We start from the raw sequence: 20,825 nt of genomic DNA, 5'->3' as shown, positions 1-20,825 counted from the left end.
GAATAAGACCTTAGAAATACTTCAACTGAATACCCAGGCTTACGCGCTGTTGGTGGCGGTTGTAGTCGATGAGTGAGTCGCCGTAACCGTTAAAGTATTGCAGTAGTAAATCGTAATTGTCGGTTAATGGATAGGTAAGATTTAATTCAATACTGCCCTTGTTGTCACTGGTTCTTAAGTTGTTTCTTAAAGTGCCTAGTAGGTTGATGTCACCAAAGCTAGTACCGTACCCCAGTTCGGCTAGGCCCATGTAAGTTGTGATATCGGGATTATCATCTCCGCTGGCATCATCAGGGCCTGTTTTAGGATCTTCTGGTATACGATACCAAGCCTTAAGGTAGTAAAATGAGTCGGCATCGCTAAATACCACTGAGCCAAAAATGCGATTCCAACTTCTGGACAGTTGGTCAGATCGTCCATTCGACTGATGGTTTATACCGAGTTGAATTTGATTGAATTTAAATCCCAAAATAGATAATTCATTTTGCCAAGCATAGAAGGCTTCTGGTTCGTAATTAGTTTCACGAAAAGGTTTCGAAACGTCACTGTTGTACACTTGCCAAAAGGACTTGGCGGTAAAGGCAAAATACAAACCTGTGGTGTCGTTGCTTGGAACGTATAACGGTAACTTCACGCTAATTTGGTATTTAGCTTCGAGGTTATCGACATTTTCGCTGGTCAGTCCCGGCACATTTTTACTATTGGGGTTAGATGCATAACTCAAAGGTAAAAAGTAATTTTGTTTATGCTGGGATAGTGAAAATGGATTCTTCAAAGCCTTTTTTGTTGAGTCATCCTGTTCATCCAAAATAGAATCAGCATTTTCAACTTTTGCTTTATCAAGCTCTAGAATGCTGGCATTTTCTTCTGCGTAGATTGAGTGACAGAAAAAAGCGCTAAAGCATGTTAAAGCAAAAATTGAGGGAGCAATGGTTTTCATTCGTTATCTCATTAGGTTATTAACTGCTAGTTGTAAAGAAAAGTACTGTTTGGTTTTATTGGTTAAAAAATAAAAATTTGGCAATAAAAAGGGGCTGTACGCCCCTATTTTCGCTAATGACGTTGTAAATTAACAGTCAGTGTCTTTTGCGTTTACGCCTTCTTTTGCGTCTTCACATAGGTCTTCAATGGCATTGCCCGCGTCTTTCGCTTTTTCTTCTACTTTGCTCATTGCATCATCAACTTCCTCACCAGCGTTTTCCGCTTCGCCGTCACAGGCTGATAATGCAAATAGAGCGGTTAAAGTAATTGCAGCCGTTGTCATAGTTTTAAAAATTTTCATGGGTGTTTCCTTGTTAAATAAATTAAATAATAAAGCCAATAAATGTAGTGTTTACGTCTAAACTTTTGGTGCTTTGCCTCTTAAAGCGTTCACAATGAGAGATAAAACAAGTAAAGCGATAAAAATAAAAAATATGATTTTAGCGATGCCTGCAGCAGCTCCTGCGATACCACCAAATCCAAAAATTGCCGCGATGATTGCTACGACCAAAAATGTTAATGCCCAGCCCAACATAGTTATTTCCTCTTGGTTAGTTAATCGAAATTGTATATTCACAATAGGTAATGCGTGAACCGTGCCAAGAAAACATATTGTTATAACTGATTGATTTTATTTGCTTTTTTGTTTTGTTGGCATGTGGTGTATTCAGTGTACTGTCAGATGATTGCAAGAATTACACACAGAGTGAGAATTAGTTTCACAGTAAATGGTGAGATTAAGCAGTGGCGTACTAGTGGAAGAGACGAAGAAAGCTTAGGGCTAAGCTGAATTTAGCCCAAACTTTATGGATGAAAGGACAAATAAGTATTAAGGGATTGTGAACTTAGCCAACTGAATACCGTCTAGCTTAATGGCGTAAGCCCCTTTAGATAAGCTGCTTACGTCAATTGTATTATCGTATGTGATACCCTGTAGAACGCTTTGATTTTTGTTGTCTAAAACGTCGAAATGATATACGCCTTGTGCTTGAGTCAACTTGACTGTCTCTAACTCTGTGATCGCCAACTGGGCTAATCCTTGACTTACTTCGTTCTGTTTGTGCAATGTATTTACATTGAATAGTCCCGCAGTTTGCTGAAACAATACTTGTTGTTTGTTGGTATCTTTTTCCGCCCAAATAGTACTAGTTACACTATAAGTTTGGTTAATTGGCAAAGGCTCTGCAGCGATCAGTTTAACCGAGACAAAAGCAAAGCCTGGATTAACCAAGGTTTTATGCGAGGCGACGACTGCTCCTTGTTGATCTTTTAACTCGATATTGAGAATTCGGCGCTGGTTGGTTTTGTATTCCGTTAAAATTTCTACTTTATTGCTGTCGATTAACGTCGCAGAATCTAAGTGAAGCTGAATTGATTCAGCATAAATGGGGGGAGTGGGCAAGCTATTGTCTTGATGAGTGCTTGCAGAATTTGCATCAATGAGTAAATAGGCTCGCACCCAATCATAATATGCGACGTTCTTGGTTGGGTCGGCTAATTCTTGTGAATTAGGGAGCTCCACCCAAGGGAACGGATAGGTTTCAGACACTAAATTGACCCCCATGGGTTGATCAAAAGGTTTGTCTTTCACTTGTGAATAAAACCTCATAAATTTAGGCGCGCCATCGTTGAAATAAAAGCTGGCCGAACTTTCGTTGTGCCACCAACCGCCATAGGTATTAAAACTATCAGATGCGAAGTTGTTCTTTTTAAATGTTACTTTGGGTGAACGTAAATCTTGCATTTTGCCATCACAGTCGGCGTACCAAAAATGGCCGTTAGAATGCATACCTTTAGCAAATATTTTGCCGTCAAAGTCGCCTTCTCGGCCAATCGACTCTTGAATGTCCAGTTCTAAACCATACCTGTCATTACAGTCTTTCGGGTAAGGAAGTCCCAATTGCGGGTGGCTAACCAAAAGGTGGTGGACATAGTGGTTTTCGCCGCCTTGAATCGACTTTCGTAATAGCCAAAATAAGCATTTTCAGTTTTAGAAATCACCGCGCCACCGGCAATGCTGTAAGTTCGTTCGGTTCCTTCAGCGGTGACAATATCTGCCGAAGTGATCACTTTATCATGCTTGAGCTTTTCTCCTTTTATTCGCATTAAGCCATCGTGTACGGTTATTTGTGAGGGTAAAAATATCTAAGGTTCACGGCCAGCCCATGTAGGGTGATAGTCATACCATTTTGATTTGTCGAGCTCGGTACCATTAAATTCATCTGAAAATGTATGGTTAAGTACCCATTTTTTACCTAAAGGTGGGCGCGGTGGTTCAGCGATTGCACTGATAGGCAAGGCTGATAATAGTAATACAGAGAATAGTTTGTTGGGTATTTTCATTTGCTGTTAAACCTATATCGCATAACGCTGTTTGAAGGAAGTTTACATTGGCACAGATGATAAGTTTTCCTGCACTTGTAAAACCTGTTTGTGATAAAACGCCTGTGTGTGGGACAAAAATACCGTTACAGCACCTTAGATTATGTGAAACACAGTTAATTGGTATATGAAATCAAGTTTTCATCCACCTAAGGCTCAGGTAGTATTTAGCCCAATCAACTGTTGGAGTTAAGCCCATTATGATTGTTGCCAATAGAAATTTTCTTGATGTTATCAGTCGCCTGTTAGCCAGTTTGCCGCTAGTAAGCGAGAATACAGGTAAAGTACATGGGTAAGTTATTACTGCTGTGGGCAACGTTTTTTACTTTTATGACCGCTTACTGTTACAGCTATATGCTAGTGATAAATGACAGTCCTTACTATTCTTGGCAGCAAGCCTTGCAATGTGTGATAAAAGATTGGTTGGTGTGGTTGGCCGTGTCACCATGGTTGTTACATGCTGCGTGCAACCAAAACCTCTCAACTCGTAAAGGGCGTTGGGTGTCGCTGACAACGCTCGCTTTTTGTTGTCTTATGGTGAGTAGTTACCGTGTATTAATCGAGTACTTAGTGCAAGGTTATGACGCCATTAGTACTATCTATATCTATTTTCCTCGGTATGTGGTCGCTTCTGCACTGACATTGATTACCTGTTCTTTTTATATGTATAGGTTGCGTACCGAAGCGCAGCTTAAACAATTCGAAAGTGAGCTGAGTCAGTTACAGAATGTCTCAACGAATGCCGCACAAACTTTTGTGGTATACAAAGGACAGGCTAAAGTCATCATTAGCGAACTTGATATTATCTGTATTCAAGTAAGTGGCAATTACCTGCAAATACAAACGATTGATGATAATTATTTAATGCGTAAAACCATGAAAGAGATTGAACAAGAACTGGCCGCCGATAAATTTGTACGTATTCATCGTTCCCATTTGGTTAAGCTCTCTGCAATCCACAGTATTTGTCGCTCTACACTGGACGCTAAACTACATAACCAGCAAATCTTACCCATTGGGAAAAAGTACCTTAAGTCATTGCCTCATTTTAGCTAACAGATTAGTCGGTTTTACTTAGTCACACAAATTACTAATATTTGAGTAAAGTCAGTACCTTATGTAATTTTGTTCTGTCTAGTTTGGGTCTATGAAATTTACGTGACTTTTGCAGCTATACTTGGCTTGCCTCAATCCAGTATTACAAAATTGTGGTGTTTAATGTCTAAAAGGAAAGTTAGCAATGAAAATACACTTATCAAAATTATTGTACCTCATATGTTTTCTTTCAGTCTCAGTTGTGGCTAAAGAAAGGCTGGAAGTTTATGAGGATTATTAATTAAGTACAGAAATAACTTATATGACAACAGTTAGAATAGACCCGAATATGGAGGGTGTATATTTAGCTGGCTTAAGTCAAAGCTGGGTGAAATCAGTTCAGGTTCAAAAAGAGTTAGGTTATATCAAAGACTGGAAAATATTGGCGAGTGACACGCCATTAAATGGTGATTTCAACATGGTGTTGCTCGTGACCTTCGCTAGTTTAGCCGATATGGAGCCTAGCAAGAAAAAGTACATGGCTTTTATGAAGGAGTGGGGCAGTAAAAATAAGGATAAAGTGATTGAAATATCTGCTCAATACCCAGAAATCAGAACGTTAACCGGCGAGTATCCGTTAAGAGAAATCATACTTAAAGAGTAAAACTGGTAAAAGCCAACCTAGCGTTGGCTTTTTTATGTGGTGCCTAAAACAAAAAAGCGAGATAGAAAAAATCTATGCTCGCTTTGATACTAAGAGCGAAGGATTCAAAAAAGGCTGCTCAAACAACCCTCTTTAAGCACTACATAGTGACGTATTCTTCACCGCTGGTGGGGTGAATAGCAACACATGCATCAAAATCAGCTTTAGTCGCGCCCATTTTCATGGCTACGCCAAACCCTTGTAAAATCTCATCCATACCAGCGCCAATACCATGCAGGCCCACTACTTTTTGCTCTGGGCCTGCGCATACAATTTTCATCCGAGTCATTTGTCTGTGTTTAGTTACGGCGGTGTACATAGCCGCGAAGCCAGATTTGTATACTGTGATATTGTCTTCACCGTATTCTTTATTTGCTTCTTCTTCACTTAAGCCAATAGTACCAATAGCTGGGTGGCTAAATACCACAGTAGGGATCAATGTATAATCCATATGTGCATCGGTTTGCCCATTGAATAAACGTTCTGATAGTAATCGTCCTGACTTAACCGCCACTGGGGTTAGTTCAACATAGCCAATATTGTCGCCAACGGCATAAATACCTTCTACATTGGTGTTTTGATATTTATCAACTTTGATATAGCCGCGTTCGTCTAATGCTACGCCTACTTTGTCTAAGCCTATTTTATCGTTAGATGGTTTACGACCTATGGCCCAAATAACACTGTCGGTTTCAATTGATTCGCCACTTTCAAATTCTATTGTTAGTGAGCCATCAGTATTTTTAATGACTTGTGTAGGCGTTGCATGGGTATGTAAAGTTGGGCCGTCTTGGGCCATAAGTTCCACCAAAGTTTCAGACAACATAGTGTCGAAATTTCTAAGCGGAGCATGTTTACGAACAACTAAGTGAGTTTCAGTGCCAAGGGCATGTAAAACGCCAGCCAATTCAACGGCTATGTATCCCGCTCCCACAACTACTGCGCGTTTAGGTTGCTCTGTTAATTCAAAGAAACCATTCGAGTCAATACCTAGGTCAGCGCCTGGGATGTTAGGTTGAACAGGACTTCCGCCTGTGGCGATCAAAATGTGGTCAGCCGTATAGTGTTTACCATTTACTTCAACCGTATTCTTATCAACAAAAGTAGCGAAACCTTCGATAAGTGTTACCCCATTATTGTTAAACATATTGCCGTAACTACCGTGAATACGTTTGATATAGGCTTCGCGACTGTCTACAAGTGTCTGCCAGTTGAAATTATTGACGGTGACATCAAAACCATAATCTGGTGCGTACAAATTAATGGCTTCGGCTACATGGGCACCAAACCACATTACCTTTTTAGGAACACAACCCACGTTTACACAAGTGCCACCAATTGCGGTTGCTTCTATTACTGCTACTTTTTTGCCGTGCTTTGCTGCTCGGTTCGCTGAAGCAATACCACCACTTCCACCGCCAATACAAATATAATCAAAATCTGCCATGTTTCCGCCTAGTTAAAGAATATGAATTAAAGATAATAGGTTCTGAATAAAAATGACACCGCATTTTTCAAATTGCTCTAATCAATAATATTAATTAGAGTAGAACTCCTAAAGCTAAGTTTAGTTTCAAGATTAGGGCGCTTTTATTGCAAATAAAAATGAAGCTTCATTGAGATTTCCCTTATGCACCCTTATTACTATGGTTATCTTATTTCAAAAGAGAAACATATGACTAACCCAATTCGTGATTTATCCGGCTTACCGCAGTTTTCCGCTATTAAACCTGAGCATATTCAGCCAGCTATTACCGAGGCGATTGAAGCGTGTAAAAGTAAAATCACCGAGTTACTAGCGCAAGATTCTTATACTTGGGATAGTTTAATTGCGCCGATTGAAGAGATTGATGACGAGCTTAGTCGTAAGTGGTCGCCCATTTCTAACATGAACTCTGTCGTGAGCAATGACGAGCTAAGAGAAGCACACGATGCGTGCTTGCCTGCTTTGTCAGAATATGGCACGTGGGTGGGACAAAATGCTGATTTATTTGCGGCTTATTGCCAAATAGCAGAGAGTGTTGAATTTACATCTTTGTCGGAAGCTCAGCAAAAGGTGATTAGTCAGTCTATCCGCGATTTTAAGCTGTCGGGTGTGGCACTAGAAAATACTAAAAAAACACGTTATGCCGAGATCCAAAGCCGTTTGTCTGATCTAGCATCGACTTTTAGCAATAATGTCATGGATGCAACTTTGGGGTGGTATAAACATATTACCGATCAAGCAGAGTTAGTTGGTTTGCCCGACTCTGCATTGGCGGCAGCTAAACAGGCTGCCGAGAATAAAGAATTAGATGGTTGGGTGTTTACCTTAGATATTCCTAGCTACTTGCCCATTATGACTCACGCAGACAATCGTCAATTGCGTGAAGAAATGTATCGTGCTTATACCTCTCGAGCTTCGGAGCAAGGTCCAAATGCTGGGAAGTGGGATAATACTGAGGTGATCAACGAAACACTAAGTCTACGCCAAGAGCTGGCGCATTTACTTGATTTTCAACATTACGCTGAATATTCTTTATCTACTAAAATGGCCAACTCAAGTGAGCAAGTCAATGGTTTTTTACAAGATCTAGCTAAGCGTTCAAAACCACAAGCACAGCAAGATTTGGCCGAACTTAGTGCTTATGCCAAAGAGTACTATCAAGCAGATGAGTTGCAAGCGTGGGATTTTGCTTATTACAGCGAAAAGTTAAAAGAACAAACCTATAAAATTTCAGACGAACAGCTACGCCCATATTTCCCAGAAAACACGGTTGTTGCCGGACTATTTGAGGTCGTCAAACGTTTATATAAATTGACTATTACTCAGCGTTTTGACGTAGATACATGGCATAAAGACGTGACGTTTTATGATATTCATGATGAAACTGGTGAGTTACGTGGTAGCTTTTATTTTGATTTGTATGCTCGCGAGAAAAAACGTGGTGGAGCTTGGATGGATGTATGTCAATCCAGACGTCAAAAACTGGATGGTACGCTGCAACATCCTGTTGCCTATTTAACCTGTAATTTTAATGGACCAGTGGGCGATACTCCTGCTTTATTCACTCATGACGAAGTGGTGACATTGTTCCACGAGTTTGGTCACGGTATACACCATATGTTAACTAAAATTAATGTTGGTGGTGTGTCTGGCATTCACGGAGTGGCATGGGATGCAGTAGAATTGCCAAGTCAGTTTTTAGAAAACTGGTGTTGGCAGCCTGAAGCCCTGAGTTTTATTTCTGGCCATCATGAAAGCGGCGAAGCCTTGCCTAAGATGTTACTCGATAATATGTTGGCTGCACGCAATTTCCAGTCGGCTATGCAAATGTTAAGGCAGTTAGAATTCAGTTTATTTGACTTTACCTTGCATGAGCAATTTGTCGATGCCGAATCTACTAATGTGCAAGCTTGCTTGAATGCTGTTCGTGATGAAGTGGCAGTGATTATTCCTCCTAGTTTTAACCGTTTTCAAAATAGCTTTGGGCATATATTTGCAGGTGGTTATGCTGCGGGTTATTACAGCTACAAGTGGGCAGAAGTTTTGTCATCAGATGCATTTAGTCGATTTGAAGAAGAAGGTATTTTCAATCAACAGACGGGTCATGATTTCTTGACTAATATCCTAGAAATGGGTGGCAGCAAAGAACCTATGGAATTATTTGTGGCGTTTAGAGGTCGAGAGCCTGAGGTCGATGCGTTGCTTCGCCATTCAGGTATTGCTGCCTAGCAGATATTCCAGCCAAGAGGGCATGGCTTTCTATTTTGGAAAGCTCTGCCATTCTTTCTTTTAATTAGAGCTCAATATGCAAAATCTAGAAAAATTTAGTGCAATTTATCAACGTGCTAGTGAACGTAAGGGCGGCCAAGAGATCTTAGAGTCTTTATTAGACAAGCCTTTGTCGCCAGAAGCGATTAAACAAATAGGTGACGATAGGTTCTTAGCTGAGTTTACGCAGAAAGTTTTTCAATCTGGCTTTGTGTGGCGAGTGGTGCGTAATAAGTGGCCAGACTTCGAAAGAGTATTTTTTGAATTTAATATTCAGAAAATATTGCTAATGCCTGACGAAATGCTCGAAAAAAAGGCCACCGATCCCGCAATTATTCGCAATTATAATAAAGTAAAAACCATTCGTGAAAATGCTTTAATGATTGAAGCTGTCAGTCAAGAGTATGGTAGTTTTGCTGATTTTGTTGCGAGTTGGCCAACTAACGACATTATAGGTTTGTGGGCTTATTTAAAGAAGAATGGCGCTAGATTAGGAGGAAATACAGGTTCTTATGGCCTTCGAGCGATAGGTAAAGATACCTTTTTACTCAGCAATGATGTAGTCGGGTACTTTACACAGCGAGAAATTATCTCAGGCTCTGCTCAGTCAAAACGCAGTTTAACTGCTATCCAAAATAGTTTTAACCAATTACAACAAGAAAGTGGTCGTTCATTACAAGAAATTAGCATGATTCTATCGAAAAGCGTTGGCGACAATTTCATTGAGTGAGTGTATTGATTGCTCAATAGCTCATCTGGGCTCGGGATGAGCCGAGTCTCTCGTTAACGTTCTTTTGGCATCTTGCTACGTTCGTTTTTCTAGTCATAGCCTGCTATTACCTACGAAAAACCGCCTTGCTATACACGAAAAATTTCGTTGCCAAATAGATCGTAACCCAAGCTTAACTGGGCATACTCTTTAGTGTTTGAATTGTTTGTAAAACTCAATTTGAAATTACACTGATAATCCAGATTTCTGGCTACCTAGCGGCATTTTTAAGTTGTGTTAGGAATGAGTCATCGTGAAAACTTGAACAAAAAAAACCACCTTATAAAAGGTGGTCTTCTAGTGATGGGTATAGACAATCAATTGTGTTTGCCTAGTTAATAACCGAAACTAAAGCGCGATAGATGCATCAGCTTTATTGCTTTGCACTGCTGCAATAAGTTTCGACTTACGTTCTTTCTGCCTTTGAGCTATCACTTTTATCAGCATTTGTTGTGGATGAAATTGCACTGTTGCCATTTCATTTGGATTTTGTTGTTCCATTTTTATAGAAAGCTCTTTTTGCAATGTTATGAACTGACTGTTTGTGGAAATGAGTGATGATGTGCAGTTTTCATCAACAGAATATTTACCTAGGTCCAAGCAATTAAACAAGCTCTTTTGGGTATCTTTGGCAAAAATAGAATCCCGAGCATAGGAAAAGAATGGCTACTGCTAAAATTTTATTACGCATTTGAAATTACCTCTTATTTTACTTCAACAAAATAGTAACATTTAATGCTGGTAATAGCCACAAAACAAAATCATAGTTTTGTTACAGTAATATGACAGTTATTATATATTTTAATTTCTTGGATATTTTTATTAGTAATAAGCGTTTTAATAATTTGTCGGCGTTGAATTTCCAGAACAATGTTTTTTGAGTTTTCTGGCGGCTAGGTTGCTCTATGGAAATTTGGCAATGCGCCGATTTTATTGCATTGCTAACGGATTATTCACTAGGAAATATTAAGCATATTAGATACCATCTTATTAAAATAGTATTTACAGATCGTTAACAATGAATAATTTGAAAAGGTTCCTTTTTTCCGTTTTATTAGTAACGCCATTATCTTCGATCGCTGACAATAGCAAGGTCGATGTTAACCTCAGAGCCAAGACCTTTACCAAGCCAGATGAGTTTAAAATAGATGTATGGGCTGATAATTCTCTAACCAAAAACCCTAGTTACTTTTATTTTGATTCGAAAGGGCGCATGTTTATGACTGAGCTATATCGAATTGGCAAAGGTGTGGAGGATGTTAGGCGCTTTTCTAAAGAAGCAACAATCGCCGATATCGAGATCGAAACCTTAGATGACCGTTTAGACTTATATAAGAATTTTTCTGCAGAATTTCCTGATAATCAAAAGCCAGGCGTGCCCGATAAAATTGTCTTGATTGAAGATGCCAACAACGATGGCATTGCTGATAGCAGTAAGGTGTTTGCTGACGGGTTTAATAAACCACTCGAAGGTCTTGGAGTGGGGGTGATTGAACGAGATGGCAAAGTTTACTACACCAATATACCTAGTCTTTGGGTGTTAGAAGATGAAGACAAAGATGGTGTGTCTGATAAACGCGAGGAATTGTTAACCGGTTTCGGTACTAGAGTTAGCTTTTTGGGTCATGATTTACATGGATTGGTTTGGGGACCTGCCGGCAAGTTGTATTGGTCTTTAGGAGATCGAGGTTATGATATCACGACGAAAGAAGGGGATACTCTACATCAACCAAATCATGGAGCGGTGTTCCGTTCTGATCCAGATGGTTCAAACCTAGAGGTGTTCTACCACGGTTTACGCAACCCTCAAGAGCTAGTATTTGATGAGTTTGGTAACCTCTTCACAGCTGATAATGACGGTGATCGTAGTGATACCGAGAGAGTGAATCACCTAATTGAAGGAGGTGATTCGGGGTGGCATGCTGGCCATCAGACTATCATGAGTTTTACTGATAAATTAGAGTTACGTTCGGCTAAGTATACTGGGGATAAAGATATTCCGGTAGCTTGGTTAACTAACGACATGTCGATACCTAGAAATGACAATCAACCCGCTTATATGTTGCCAGGTATATTAAAACTATTAAGAGGGCCATCAGGTTTTACTTACAACCCAACCAATTATCTGGGCGAAAAGTGGCGTAATACATTTTTCATCGCGCATTATGGCGGTTCTCAGTCCGGCTCATATATTTCTACTTTTAAAACTAAAGAGCATGGTGCGTCTTTTTTACCAATCGAAAAAACAACCTTTTTGAAAGGTGTCAATGTTAGCGACATAGACTTTGGTCCTGATGGCCGGTTTTATATTTCTGAGTTTAACTTTGGTGGTTGGAGCAACGTTAACGAAGGTGCTATTTATGCGTTAGATTTATTAGAAGCTCCAGCAAACTTAGTGAAACAACATAACGAGTTTCACGATGTTTTATTGGCTGACTATTCGACTAAGTCAGTGAGTGAGCTCGCTGACTTATTGGCAACAGATCATCAACGAATTCGCCAACAAGCACAATTTGAATTGGCTAAGCGTGGACAGCAAGCTTTCGTTCAGTTTGATGCCTTAGCTCACGACCCAAGTAAAGATGTATTTTCTCGTATTCATAGTATTTGGGGATTAAGCCAACTAGTACTAAACCATAGTATTCAAAAAGAAAAATTAGCTTCCCTTATCCCATTGTTAAATGACAAAAATGAGCAGGTAAGAATTCAATCCGCTCGAGTGTTGGGTGATCATAAAGCCAAGTTCGCCGAAAGCGCATTAATCAAAGCTCTGGCTGATAATGATGGCCAAGTAGCCATGTATGCAGCTATTGGTTTAGGCAGAATGGGTTCTAGTGGTGCTGTAAGTACGGTAATTAACAAGTTGGTCGAGGTATCCGACAAAGACTTATGGTTACGCCATGGGTTAGTGATGGCGCTTAAAGGCGTGGATAAAAAATACTGGATCCAGCACAAAAGTGCCAAGTCGAAAGATGTGCGTATGGCGGTGTTATTGGCCTTACGTGAATTGAAAGATGATCAAGTTGCCGATTTTTTACATGATGATTCTATCGCGATAGTTGATGAAGCGATTTTAGCGATTGGCGACAAGGCGTTGACTTCTGTTCGTTCTAAAGTGGCAGAGCTACTAGATAGCAAGCGTATTGCTAATACAGATGTGCAGGAGTTTGTACACCATCGCATTATTAATGCCAATTTCAATGAGGGGCGTGCTGAAGATGCTAAGCGTTTGTTGGCTTATGCTGCTGTGAAAGGCTTAAAAGAGCGTTTGGCGTCGGAAGCGCTTGCCGCTATTGAAGGGTGGAACGATCTTAATCCAATCGATACCATTACTGGTTTACCTAGCCTGGCCAACAAGTCTAGAGCGGATATCAGTCAGTTAGTTTTACAGTACTTACCCAAAATTCTAGAAAATACTGAAGGCAAAGCGTTGGTGCAGGCCATGAGTATTGCTCAGCAATTTAACTATCAGTTATCTGAAGACGTTTTAGCAAAAATAGCGCAAGACCCTAACGCAAAAAGTAACATCCGTATTCAAGCTCTTGATTTATTAGCGGAACGATTCCCTGCTCAAGGTATAGCAACGGCTAAGAAGTTACTGGACAGTAAAGCACTTGAGGTGAAAGCCGGGGCTTTAGTATTAGTGCTGGATAAAGATCATGCTGCAGGGACAGAAAAAGTTGAGCAGTTGTTAACATCAGGTTCGGTTGCTCTGCAAAAAATTGCATTATCAACAATATCTACAAAAACCACAGCTAAGATTGATGCTTGGTTGGCGTCTAAGCTAGAGGCGCTTATGGTTGGAACAGGGGAAAACGCAATTACCCTAGAGTTATTGAGTGCTGTTGAAAAGAACTCCTCATCAAAGGTTACAGCCTTGTACAGCGAGTATCAGCAAAAAATGCAAAGCAGTGATTTATTAACACAGTTTTCTGGGGCGTTGGCCGGGGGCGACAAACAAGTTGGCCGTGATATTTTTTATACCAATGGTGCTGCCCAGTGTATTCGTTGTCATATTATTAATAAGAAGGGCTCAAACGTAGGTCCAGATTTATCTGCTATCGGTAGCCAGCGTTCTGCGGAATACTTGTTACAGGCTTTAGTTGATCCAAGTGGTGCTATTGCCCCAGGGTACGGTACTTTCAATTTAACCATGCACAACGGCAGTAAAGTCAGTGGTGTGTTTACAGCAGAAACTGATAATACTATTGAGTTAGAGCAAGAAGGTAAGTTGCATCGATATAACAAATCAGACATAAAAGACATTCAACGTCCGGCATCCGGCATGCCGCCAATGAATTACATGTTGAGTAAAGCAGAAATCCGAGATGTTGTGGCGTTTTTAAGCTCGCTCAAAGGTAAAGGTAAAAAAGCAAAAATCTCTCATTAATATTAAATGAGAGTTTATCAGGCAACTAATATACGTGACTAAAGGTGTTAAAAATGAAGAAAATTTTACTGTCTTGCTACTTGGTGCTGACCTTGATCGGGTTATCAGCTTGTGGTTCCCAACAACAACCTAATACAAAAGTTAATGTACCACCAATCAGCGTACAACTGTGGTCGGTGAAGGGCGCATTGAAAGCAGATTTTAAAGGTACTTTGGAAGAGCTTGCTGGCATGGGTTTTCAAGGGGTGGAGTTTGCGGGGGATTTTGGTCCTTATGCAAGTGACCCAGTTGGGCTTAAAAACTACTTAACTTCAATTGGTTTACAGGCCAGTGGTGCTCATGTCGGTTTTAAAGACTTAGGAGATGACAAGCTTGATAAAACCCTAGATTTCTTAAAAGCGGTAGGAATCGATATGGTCATCATTCCTTACGACGCCCGAGCATTTGAAGCAAGTGGCGTACACAGTTTGACCGTTGATTTAGTTAGTCTATCGGCAAAACTGGCCAAGAAAAATATGGTCATTGGTTATCATAACCACGACCATGAATTCAACACGTATCTCGATGCAACGTATTGGGACTACATCGCCAAAAACACACCGCAAAGTGTGTTGTTACAATTGGATGTGGGGTGGGTGAACTTTGCCGGTAAAGACCCTGTTGAGTATGTTAAACGTTATCCAGGACGCACGCTAACCACACACCTTAAAATTCGTCATTACCATGGGCCTAACAGAACCCCACAAGGTGCAAGCCCTATCTTAGGGGATGATAATTATGACTGGGGAACATTAATAACCACCCAAGCTAAAGTTGGCGGTACGCGCTGGTTAGTAGTAGAACAAGAGGAATATCCAGACGGGTTATCGTCTATGCAAGCGGTAGCAAAGTCGAAAGCCGGGTTAGACAAAATCATTAGTGAGCTTTAATTTCATGCGTTAATTTCTTCAGCCGATGAGTCGAATCTCGGCTGAAGACCTTTCGTTACATCTTCAGTTTAAAAAGCTACAAACATTCTCTGTTGGCAAGGGACATATTTGGGTAAACTATCGCTATATTCTACTCAAGGAGCTGTCATGAGCGCGCCTGAAACTCCAGATAATCAAACGCAACAAGAACAAACCACCCATTTTGGTTTTAAACAAGTCGATAAAAACCAAAAAGTGAACATGGTCAAAGACGTGTTTCAATCAGTAGCAGCCAAATACGACATTATGAATGATCTAATGTCTATGGGTATCCATCGGTTATGGAAACGTTACACAATCGACTGTAGCGGTGTTAGAGCGGGGCATAAAGTGCTCGATTTAGCCGGTGGAACGGGTGATTTAACCGCAAAATTTTCTCGTATAGTGGGCGAATCAGGGCAGGTAGTGTTAGCTGATATCAATGATGCTATGCTAAAAGTTGGTCGTGACAAACTTAGAGACAAAGGCATTGTAGGCAACGTCGAGTATGTTCAAGCCAATGCTGAAGAGCTACCTTTCCCAGATAATACCTTTGATATTATTACCATCGCCTTTGGGTTGCGAAATGTAACAGACAAAGATAAAGCGTTAGCGTCTATGTTTCGTGTATTAAAACCAGGCGGACGATTGTTAGTATTAGAGTTTTCTAAGCCAACACACGAAGTGTTGAACAAAGCCTACGATATGTATTCATTTCATCTGTTGCCAAAAATTGGCAAGTTAGTGGCGAATGATGCTGACAGTTACCAATATTTGGCTGAGTCTATTCGTATGCATCCAGAACAAGAGGTGCTTAAAAGTATGATGGATGCCGTGGGTTTTGAGCAAACCACCTATCAAAACCTAACGGGTGGAATTGTCGCGTTACATCGAGGTTTTAAATTTTAATATGCCTTTATTGCAACTCATCACTTCAGGTATTGAGCTAGCAATGAATCGGTTGCTGCAGCTTGATGCTGACAGTCAAGATCGTTTGCAAAAGCTGTCAGGGCGCTCTTTACAAGTCGAGATAGTAGAGCTTCCTTGGCCATTACTATTTAGTTTTTCAGAACAGATTGATGTAAGGGCAGTCATGCCTGAGTCTGCAGAAGAACCGAAAGCCCAAGCCGCAGATTGTTTGATTGAGCTGAATTTAGAAACGCTGCCAAAGCTGCAAGATAGCAGTCAATTGACTCAACTGATCCAACAGAAAAAGTTGAATTTGATCGGTGATATTTACGTTGCCCAAACGTTTAGCTCCTTGCTTAAAGAGCTAGACATTGACTGGGAAGAACAACTCTCTAAATACACGGGGGATGTGGTGGCCCATCAAACATTTTCTAGCCTAAAGAGTCTTTTTGAAAAAGCTAAGCAGGGATTAAGTGAAGGGGCAGAAAAACTAAGCAACAACCTGACCCAAACAGATTCAATAGCAGTGAGTCAGAATGAAGTCATTCTATTTAGTGAACACGTATCTGAGCTAAGAGGTAATAGCGAACGGTTAGCCGCCAGAGTCGCTCTGCTAGAACGAGCAGTTGCACAGCAAGCTAACGCTGAGCCATCAGCCATCAGCCCTAAGATATCTAAATTAACTAAGGAACCCCCAAAGCAGTGAGAATTTTTCGCCTATATCATATTAATAAAGTTATGTTAGAGCATGGCTTAGACGAAATGATCCCAAATAAGTGGTTACCTTGGTACGCAAAATTAGGGCGAGGGTTGTTTTTTTGGTTAGCAAATAAACATAAAGATAAGTCTGAAGGTGTTCGTATTCGCTTAGCTTTGCAATCTCTTGGTCCAGTATTTATTAAATTTGGCCAAATGCTATCAACTCGCAAAGATTTGTTGCCAGCGGATATCGCCAAAGAGCTCAGTATCTTACAAGACCAAGTCGAACCTTTTGATAGCGAACAAGCTCAGCAAATTATTCGTCATGCTTTTGGCCTTACTTCTATCGATCAGCTTTTTAGTGAGTTTACAACCAAACCGTTAGCGTCTGCATCTATTGCTCAAGTGCATTCTGCTAAATTGAAAAGCAACAACGAAAATGTGGTTGTGAAAGTTATACGTCCAAACATCAAGCAGACAATTCAATCTGATATTGAGCTAATGCGCACCTTAGCTAGCGTGTTACAAAACCTATTGCCAGACGGTAAACGCTTACGCCCAGTCGAAGTAGTGGGTGAATACGAGAGAACTATCATCGATGAACTTGATTTGACGCACGAAGCGGCGAATGGTATTCAATTCAAGCAGAACTTTGAAAATTCAGCTGCGCTATATGTGCCTAAAATTTACAGTGAATATTGTCATCGAAATGTGATGGTGATGGAGCGGATTTATGGTACGCCTATTTCTGATATCGAGCAATTACAGGCTCGTAATACCAATTTGAAAAGACTGGCTGAGCGAGGGGTTGAAGTATTTTTTACGCAGGTTTTTCGTGACAGCTTTTTTCATGCAGATATGCACTCAGGGAATATTTTTGTGGCATACGATAACCCACAAGATCCACAATACATCACCATCGACTTTGGCATTGTAGGCACCTTAACCCGAGAAGATAAACGCTATTTGGCTGAGAACTTTATTGCGTTTTTTAACAGTAATTATCGCAAGGTGGCAGAGTTACATGTTGATTCAGGCTGGGTGCCATCAGATACCGACATCGATGATTTTGAAGCTTCAATTCGTAAAGTGTGTGAGCCCATTTTTAAGAAGCCTTTAGCTGAAATCGAATTTAGCAATGTATTGTTGCAGCTTTTTAACACCGCGCGCCGGTTTAATATGGTGATCCAACCACAGTTGGTCTTATTACAAAAAACCTTGTTGTATATTGAAGGTTTGGGACGCCAATTAGATCCCCAGTTAGATTTATGGCAAACCGCTAAACCTTTTCTAGAAAATTGGTTGAAAGAGCAGATCGGCTTCAAGGCGATGTACAATAAAATTTCTGCAAATTTACCTTACTGGTCGGAAAAATTGCCAGAGATACCTGATTTGGTATACGACAGCCTTAAACAAGTCAAAACTTTGCCAGAGCAGCAAAGACAGCAATTTGAAAAACAGCAACTACAGCTCAAGCAACAACACCGAAGTAGCCAATTAGTCATGGTAGGTTGTAGTTTGATTATTGTGGCTAGCATTTTACCTATTTATCAACATTTAGTGTGGCCTAGCGTAACGTGTGCGGGGGTGGGTGTGCTGAGCTGGATCCTAGCTTGGAATAGTAAAAAGCTTTAACCGTCTGTTTGCTAGAACTTACAAAAAGTGGCCTTCAAACCTGAGAGCCATACCGAGGGATGGAGAGAAATCTTCGTCTCTTCGACACATGACAAAAGGTTCTACTTCAAAAAATAGCCATTTGCGTAGTGTATTTCTGCGCCAGCGAAAGCTTATTAAGTATTCGTCAATTTGATAGTTTGGCCTACTACTTCCTTCAATGTAAAGCCCAGAAACCAATGCATTATTCTCATCAATTTGCTTGAGTTGTTGTAGGTTGTGCTGCCATAACCAATCATTTTCTCGATCACGAAAGTAAAAATGATTGTTTTGTCGAATGATTGATTTTTCATTTTTTTGATAACTTAAACGCCATGAAAAGTCTGCTCCCAATCGATCTCTAGAATAATAGTAAGCAGATGTTTCCCAACTTAATGTTGTTTGCTTGGATAAAAAATGAGCTTGTCGGTAGCGGCTTTTGGCAAATAGTTGGAATCTTCGGCCAGCTCCAATGCGGTGTGAAAATCCACTGTCTGGCTTGCTCTTCCAACGCAGGGCCAAACTGAAGCGATTCTGTTCTGGAGTGTCTTGATTACGCAGCACGCTCAATGGGGTATCGGACTCTTGATCGCTATCGTCGGAGAAAACGATGTCCGCTCTGTTTTTCAAATTGGGCAGTTTAAATCTCACTTTAAAGCGAGTTTCGAATTTACTGAAGTCCCTGCTTCTAGGTTCCCAGCCCAATCTAATTCGAGACTCTCCTGCAGCGGTTTGCGTCGCATTGAAGTCTTTTAACACGAAAAAGTCATCAAACCACACCGCGGTTGAACTGACAGAATCGACCACGCCTTCGTGGACAGAATCTAACCATGGGAGTGGCTGCTCCTTTTCTTGTGCCTGCGCCGAACTGGTAAATATAAGGGCAAGGCTCAAAAAAATAATTCTTATCAAATTTTTTCCTATTGTTGTATATCAATTCGCATACGGACGGTTGAATATTGAGCGATCATCTACACATTTGAACTACAGTGTAAATTAAACTTCCCTTAGTTTAAAACAAGCTTTTTGTAAAACTGCAGTCGTTGATTTTAGATGGATTAATGACTGCATCGCAGAACAGAAAATTTGCAACTTTTCTATTTGATTTTTACAAGTTAACACATCAAACTCAGTGACCTTTCGGTTAAGAACCGTATAATGACACTTATTATGTATTTTGGAGTATTTTATGTTTGGCATTAGCCCTATGCAGCTTTTGATTATATTAGCAATTGTGATTTTGTTGTTTGGCACAAAAAAATTGCGCGGTATCGGCGGTGATTTAGGTGGCGCTTTAAAAGGCTTTAAAAAAGCCATGAGTGACGAAGATAAAGACGCTGACTTTAAGAAAACAGATGAGAAGCCTGACGAAAAAGTAGAAGATAAAACTGCTGCTGCGGCTGAAAATAAAGTAAAAGAAACCAAGAGCGAACAGAAAGAGTCTAGTTAATGTTTGATATTGGCTTTTTTGAACTGTTAATTATTGCTGGGTTAGCTTTGGTGGTCTTAGGGCCAGAAAGGTTGCCTATGGTGCTATACGTTCTACTATGAAAACTATTCGTAGTGTTAAAAGTGTGGCGAATGGATTTAAACAAGAAGTCGAACAACAATTTAAAATTCATGAATTGCACGAAAACTTAAAAAAAGCCGAGCAACAAAACCTAGAAAACTTGTCTCCTGAGTTACAAGAGTCTGTTGACGAACTTCGTGAAGCGGCGAAATCTGTACAAAAACCCTATTCTAAAGAGTAATCATGAATGGCTGAAGCTAACAGCTTAGTTGCACACTTAATTGAGCTTAGAAGTCGTGTAATTAAAGCGTTTTTAAGTGTCCTTGTTGTTTTTTTATGCTTGGTTTATTTTGCCCAGGATTTGTACCATTGGTTAGCAACGCCCCTGTTGGATACCCTTCCTGAACAAGCCGAAATGATTGCAACTGACGTTGCCTCGCCTTTCTTTGCGCCCTTTAAATTGACTATGGTGCTGTCGTTTTTTATTGCCATACCTATGGTGTTTTATCAAATGTGGGGATTTATCGCGCCGGGCTTGTATCAAAACGAAAAACGCTTAGTTGCTCCATTGTTGTTCTCTAGCACGTTGCTTTTTTATTTAGGTATGGCGTTTGCGTACTACGTGGTATTTCCACTAGCATTTGCTTTTTTCACAAGTGTCGCGCCTGAAGGGGTGGTAATTAACACCGACATCAGTAGTTACCTAAATTTTGTGCTGAAAATATTTTTTGCTTTTGGTTTGTCCTTTGAAATTCCGGTAGCCATAGTGTTAATGTGCTGGACCGGAATGACCACGCCAGACGCACTTCGAGCCAAACGACCTTATGTTATCGTTGGCGTATTTGTGGTGGGGATGTTGTTGACGCCACCCGATATTATCTCGCAGACTTTGCTGGCGATACCCATGTGGATTTTATTTGAATTCGGTATCATTGTTGGGGCTATTTACTCCCGTAAAAAAACAGCCGAAGTCGATGGACAAACAGATACTGAAGCTGATCACGAAACAGAAAACAAAAATGAAAAAGCGTAGCAATCCGTTATTGTGGCGTTAAGTTTTGTTGGTTAGAGTAGAATGTTTATCAACATCTTC

The 20,825-nt window shown here is 40.4% G+C and carries 20 protein-coding genes and 1 pseudogene; 12 read left to right on the top strand and 9 right to left on the bottom strand.

All coding sequences use genetic code 11. From position 1 onward, the window contains the following. Positions 1-10 precede the first annotated feature (10 nt). The 6 genes from RS130_RS02665 to RS130_RS02640 form a co-directional block, all read right to left on the bottom strand. A complete protein-coding gene (locus RS130_RS02665) occupies positions 11-940 on the bottom strand; it encodes a phospholipase A (RefSeq protein WP_316024674.1) in 930 nt (309 codons plus the stop codon). 129 nt (positions 941-1,069) lie between these two features. Continuing rightward, positions 1,070-1,282: a hypothetical protein gene (locus RS130_RS02660; RefSeq protein ID WP_316024673.1), complete on the bottom strand. Its 213-nt coding sequence runs from the start codon at positions 1,280-1,282 to the stop codon at positions 1,070-1,072. Between the two features lie 57 nt (positions 1,283-1,339). Then, positions 1,340-1,516, bottom strand: a complete 177-nt coding sequence (locus RS130_RS02655) for a DUF1328 family protein (protein WP_316024672.1) — start codon at positions 1,514-1,516, stop codon at positions 1,340-1,342. Positions 1,517-1,810: 294 nt separating this feature from the next. Next, complete coding sequence (locus tag RS130_RS02650) at positions 1,811-2,881, bottom strand: LamG domain-containing protein (protein ID WP_316024671.1); 1,071 nt, start codon at positions 2,879-2,881, stop codon at positions 1,811-1,813. Continuing rightward, entirely contained in the window at positions 2,836-3,087 is a 252-nt protein-coding gene (locus RS130_RS02645; protein WP_316024670.1) for a hypothetical protein, read from the bottom strand. The genes RS130_RS02650 and RS130_RS02645 overlap by 46 nt, the downstream gene beginning before the upstream one ends. 39 nt (positions 3,088-3,126) lie before the next feature. Continuing rightward, positions 3,127-3,324 (bottom strand): hypothetical protein, encoded by a 198-nt coding sequence (locus tag RS130_RS02640; RefSeq protein ID WP_316024669.1) that lies wholly within the window; start codon positions 3,322-3,324, stop codon positions 3,127-3,129. 327 nt (positions 3,325-3,651) lie between these two features. Between RS130_RS02640 and RS130_RS02635 the strand changes: the two genes are divergently transcribed. Together RS130_RS02635 and RS130_RS02630 are read left to right on the top strand one after the other, a co-directional pair. After that, positions 3,652-4,419, top strand: coding sequence for a LytR/AlgR family response regulator transcription factor (locus RS130_RS02635; RefSeq protein WP_316024668.1), 768 nt, complete (start codon positions 3,652-3,654; stop codon positions 4,417-4,419). A gap of 301 nt (positions 4,420-4,720) precedes the next feature. After that, positions 4,721-5,062 (top strand): hypothetical protein, encoded by a 342-nt coding sequence (locus RS130_RS02630; protein WP_316024667.1) that lies wholly within the window; start codon positions 4,721-4,723, stop codon positions 5,060-5,062. Positions 5,063-5,201: 139 nt separating this feature from the next. Here the strand turns inward: RS130_RS02630 and gorA are convergent, their stop codons facing one another. Beyond that, the gene (gene gorA, locus RS130_RS02625; RefSeq protein ID WP_316024666.1) at positions 5,202-6,548 is read right to left on the bottom strand and encodes a glutathione-disulfide reductase; all 1,347 of its coding nucleotides are present in this window, start codon (positions 6,546-6,548) and stop codon (positions 5,202-5,204) included. Positions 6,549-6,776: 228 nt separating this feature from the next. Between gorA and prlC the strand changes: the two genes are divergently transcribed. Both prlC and RS130_RS02615 read left to right on the top strand, forming a co-directional pair. Further along, on the top strand, positions 6,777-8,816 hold the full coding sequence (gene prlC / locus RS130_RS02620) for an oligopeptidase A (RefSeq protein WP_316024665.1): 2,040 nt from the start codon (positions 6,777-6,779) through the stop codon (positions 8,814-8,816). A gap of 76 nt (positions 8,817-8,892) precedes the next feature. After that, positions 8,893-9,585: a DNA-3-methyladenine glycosylase I gene (locus RS130_RS02615; protein ID WP_316024664.1), complete on the top strand. Its 693-nt coding sequence runs from the start codon at positions 8,893-8,895 to the stop codon at positions 9,583-9,585. A gap of 387 nt (positions 9,586-9,972) precedes the next feature. Here the strand turns inward: RS130_RS02615 and RS130_RS02610 are convergent, their stop codons facing one another. Next, complete coding sequence (locus RS130_RS02610; RefSeq protein ID WP_316024663.1) at positions 9,973-10,125, bottom strand: hypothetical protein; 153 nt, start codon at positions 10,123-10,125, stop codon at positions 9,973-9,975. Positions 10,126-10,651: 526 nt separating this feature from the next. On the opposite strand from RS130_RS02610, the gene RS130_RS02605 reads away from it, so the two are divergent. The 5 genes from RS130_RS02605 to ubiB all read left to right on the top strand — a co-directional run bounded on the left by RS130_RS02605 (position 10,652) and on the right by ubiB (position 18,204). Beyond that, positions 10,652-14,014: a PVC-type heme-binding CxxCH protein gene (locus RS130_RS02605; protein WP_316024662.1), complete on the top strand. Its 3,363-nt coding sequence runs from the start codon at positions 10,652-10,654 to the stop codon at positions 14,012-14,014. Positions 14,015-14,067: 53 nt separating this feature from the next. After that, the gene (locus RS130_RS02600) at positions 14,068-14,943 is read left to right on the top strand and encodes a sugar phosphate isomerase/epimerase family protein (protein ID WP_316024661.1); all 876 of its coding nucleotides are present in this window, start codon (positions 14,068-14,070) and stop codon (positions 14,941-14,943) included. 147 nt (positions 14,944-15,090) lie between these two features. Then, positions 15,091-15,870, top strand: a complete 780-nt coding sequence (gene ubiE, locus RS130_RS02595; protein ID WP_316024660.1) for a bifunctional demethylmenaquinone methyltransferase/2-methoxy-6-polyprenyl-1,4-benzoquinol methylase UbiE — start codon at positions 15,091-15,093, stop codon at positions 15,868-15,870. Position 15,871: 1 nt separating this feature from the next. Next, the gene (locus RS130_RS02590) at positions 15,872-16,576 is read left to right on the top strand and encodes a ubiquinone biosynthesis accessory factor UbiJ (RefSeq protein WP_316024659.1); all 705 of its coding nucleotides are present in this window, start codon (positions 15,872-15,874) and stop codon (positions 16,574-16,576) included. Then, on the top strand, positions 16,573-18,204 hold the full coding sequence (gene ubiB / locus RS130_RS02585) for a ubiquinone biosynthesis regulatory protein kinase UbiB (RefSeq protein ID WP_316024658.1): 1,632 nt from the start codon (positions 16,573-16,575) through the stop codon (positions 18,202-18,204). The genes RS130_RS02590 and ubiB overlap by 4 nt, the downstream gene beginning before the upstream one ends. Before the next feature lie 18 nt (positions 18,205-18,222). On the opposite strand, the gene RS130_RS02580 is transcribed toward ubiB, so the two are convergent. Then, positions 18,223-19,134 carry a hypothetical protein gene (locus RS130_RS02580; RefSeq protein WP_316024657.1) on the bottom strand — a complete coding sequence of 304 codons (912 nt, stop codon included), beginning with the start codon at positions 19,132-19,134 and terminating at the stop codon, positions 18,223-18,225. Positions 19,135-19,411: 277 nt separating this feature from the next. Between RS130_RS02580 and tatA the strand changes: the two genes are divergently transcribed. The 3 genes and pseudogenes from tatA (at position 19,412) to tatC (ending at position 20,765) form a co-directional block, all read left to right on the top strand. Continuing rightward, positions 19,412-19,672 carry a twin-arginine translocase TatA/TatE family subunit gene (tatA, locus tag RS130_RS02575; protein ID WP_316024656.1) on the top strand — a complete coding sequence of 87 codons (261 nt, stop codon included), beginning with the start codon at positions 19,412-19,414 and terminating at the stop codon, positions 19,670-19,672. Beyond that, positions 19,672-19,973 (top strand): annotated as a pseudogene (gene tatB, locus RS130_RS02570) (Sec-independent protein translocase protein TatB). The gene tatA and the pseudogene tatB overlap by 1 nt, the downstream one beginning before the upstream one ends. A 6-nt stretch (positions 19,974-19,979) precedes the next feature. Beyond that, the gene (gene tatC, locus RS130_RS02565) at positions 19,980-20,765 is read left to right on the top strand and encodes a twin-arginine translocase subunit TatC (protein WP_316024655.1); all 786 of its coding nucleotides are present in this window, start codon (positions 19,980-19,982) and stop codon (positions 20,763-20,765) included. Positions 20,766-20,825: the final 60 nt, after the last annotated feature.

The sequence above is a fragment of the Paraglaciecola aquimarina genome, from assembly GCF_032464635.1.
Taxonomy (GTDB): domain Bacteria; phylum Pseudomonadota; class Gammaproteobacteria; order Enterobacterales; family Alteromonadaceae; genus Paraglaciecola; species Paraglaciecola aquimarina.
This window is presented reverse-complemented; position numbering and strand designations above follow the sequence as displayed.

Excerpts from the sequence above, each read along its gene's own strand:
- RS130_RS02610 (WP_316024663.1), bottom strand. The coding sequence starts at position 10,125 with ATGGAACAACAAAATCCAAATGAAATGGCAACAGTGCAATTTCATCCA.
- RS130_RS02665 (WP_316024674.1), bottom strand. The coding sequence starts at position 940 with ATGAAAACCATTGCTCCCTCAATTTTTGCTTTAACATGCTTTAGCGCT.
- prlC (WP_316024665.1), top strand. The coding sequence starts at position 6,777 with ATGACTAACCCAATTCGTGATTTATCCGGCTTACCGCAGTTTTCCGCT.
- RS130_RS02655 (WP_316024672.1), bottom strand. The coding sequence starts at position 1,516 with ATGTTGGGCTGGGCATTAACATTTTTGGTCGTAGCAATCATCGCGGCA.
- RS130_RS02600 (WP_316024661.1), top strand. The coding sequence starts at position 14,068 with ATGAAGAAAATTTTACTGTCTTGCTACTTGGTGCTGACCTTGATCGGG.
- tatA (WP_316024656.1), top strand. The coding sequence starts at position 19,412 with ATGTTTGGCATTAGCCCTATGCAGCTTTTGATTATATTAGCAATTGTG.
- RS130_RS02640 (WP_316024669.1), bottom strand. The coding sequence starts at position 3,324 with ATGAAAATACCCAACAAACTATTCTCTGTATTACTATTATCAGCCTTG.
- RS130_RS02590 (WP_316024659.1), top strand. The coding sequence starts at position 15,872 with ATGCCTTTATTGCAACTCATCACTTCAGGTATTGAGCTAGCAATGAAT.
- RS130_RS02635 (WP_316024668.1), top strand. The coding sequence starts at position 3,652 with ATGGGTAAGTTATTACTGCTGTGGGCAACGTTTTTTACTTTTATGACC.
- RS130_RS02615 (WP_316024664.1), top strand. The coding sequence starts at position 8,893 with ATGCAAAATCTAGAAAAATTTAGTGCAATTTATCAACGTGCTAGTGAA.
- gorA (WP_316024666.1), bottom strand. The coding sequence starts at position 6,548 with ATGGCAGATTTTGATTATATTTGTATTGGCGGTGGAAGTGGTGGTATT.
- ubiE (WP_316024660.1), top strand. The coding sequence starts at position 15,091 with ATGAGCGCGCCTGAAACTCCAGATAATCAAACGCAACAAGAACAAACC.
- tatC (WP_316024655.1), top strand. The coding sequence starts at position 19,980 with ATGGCTGAAGCTAACAGCTTAGTTGCACACTTAATTGAGCTTAGAAGT.
- RS130_RS02630 (WP_316024667.1), top strand. The coding sequence starts at position 4,721 with ATGACAACAGTTAGAATAGACCCGAATATGGAGGGTGTATATTTAGCT.
- RS130_RS02645 (WP_316024670.1), bottom strand. The coding sequence starts at position 3,087 with ATGCGAATAAAAGGAGAAAAGCTCAAGCATGATAAAGTGATCACTTCG.
- RS130_RS02660 (WP_316024673.1), bottom strand. The coding sequence starts at position 1,282 with ATGAAAATTTTTAAAACTATGACAACGGCTGCAATTACTTTAACCGCT.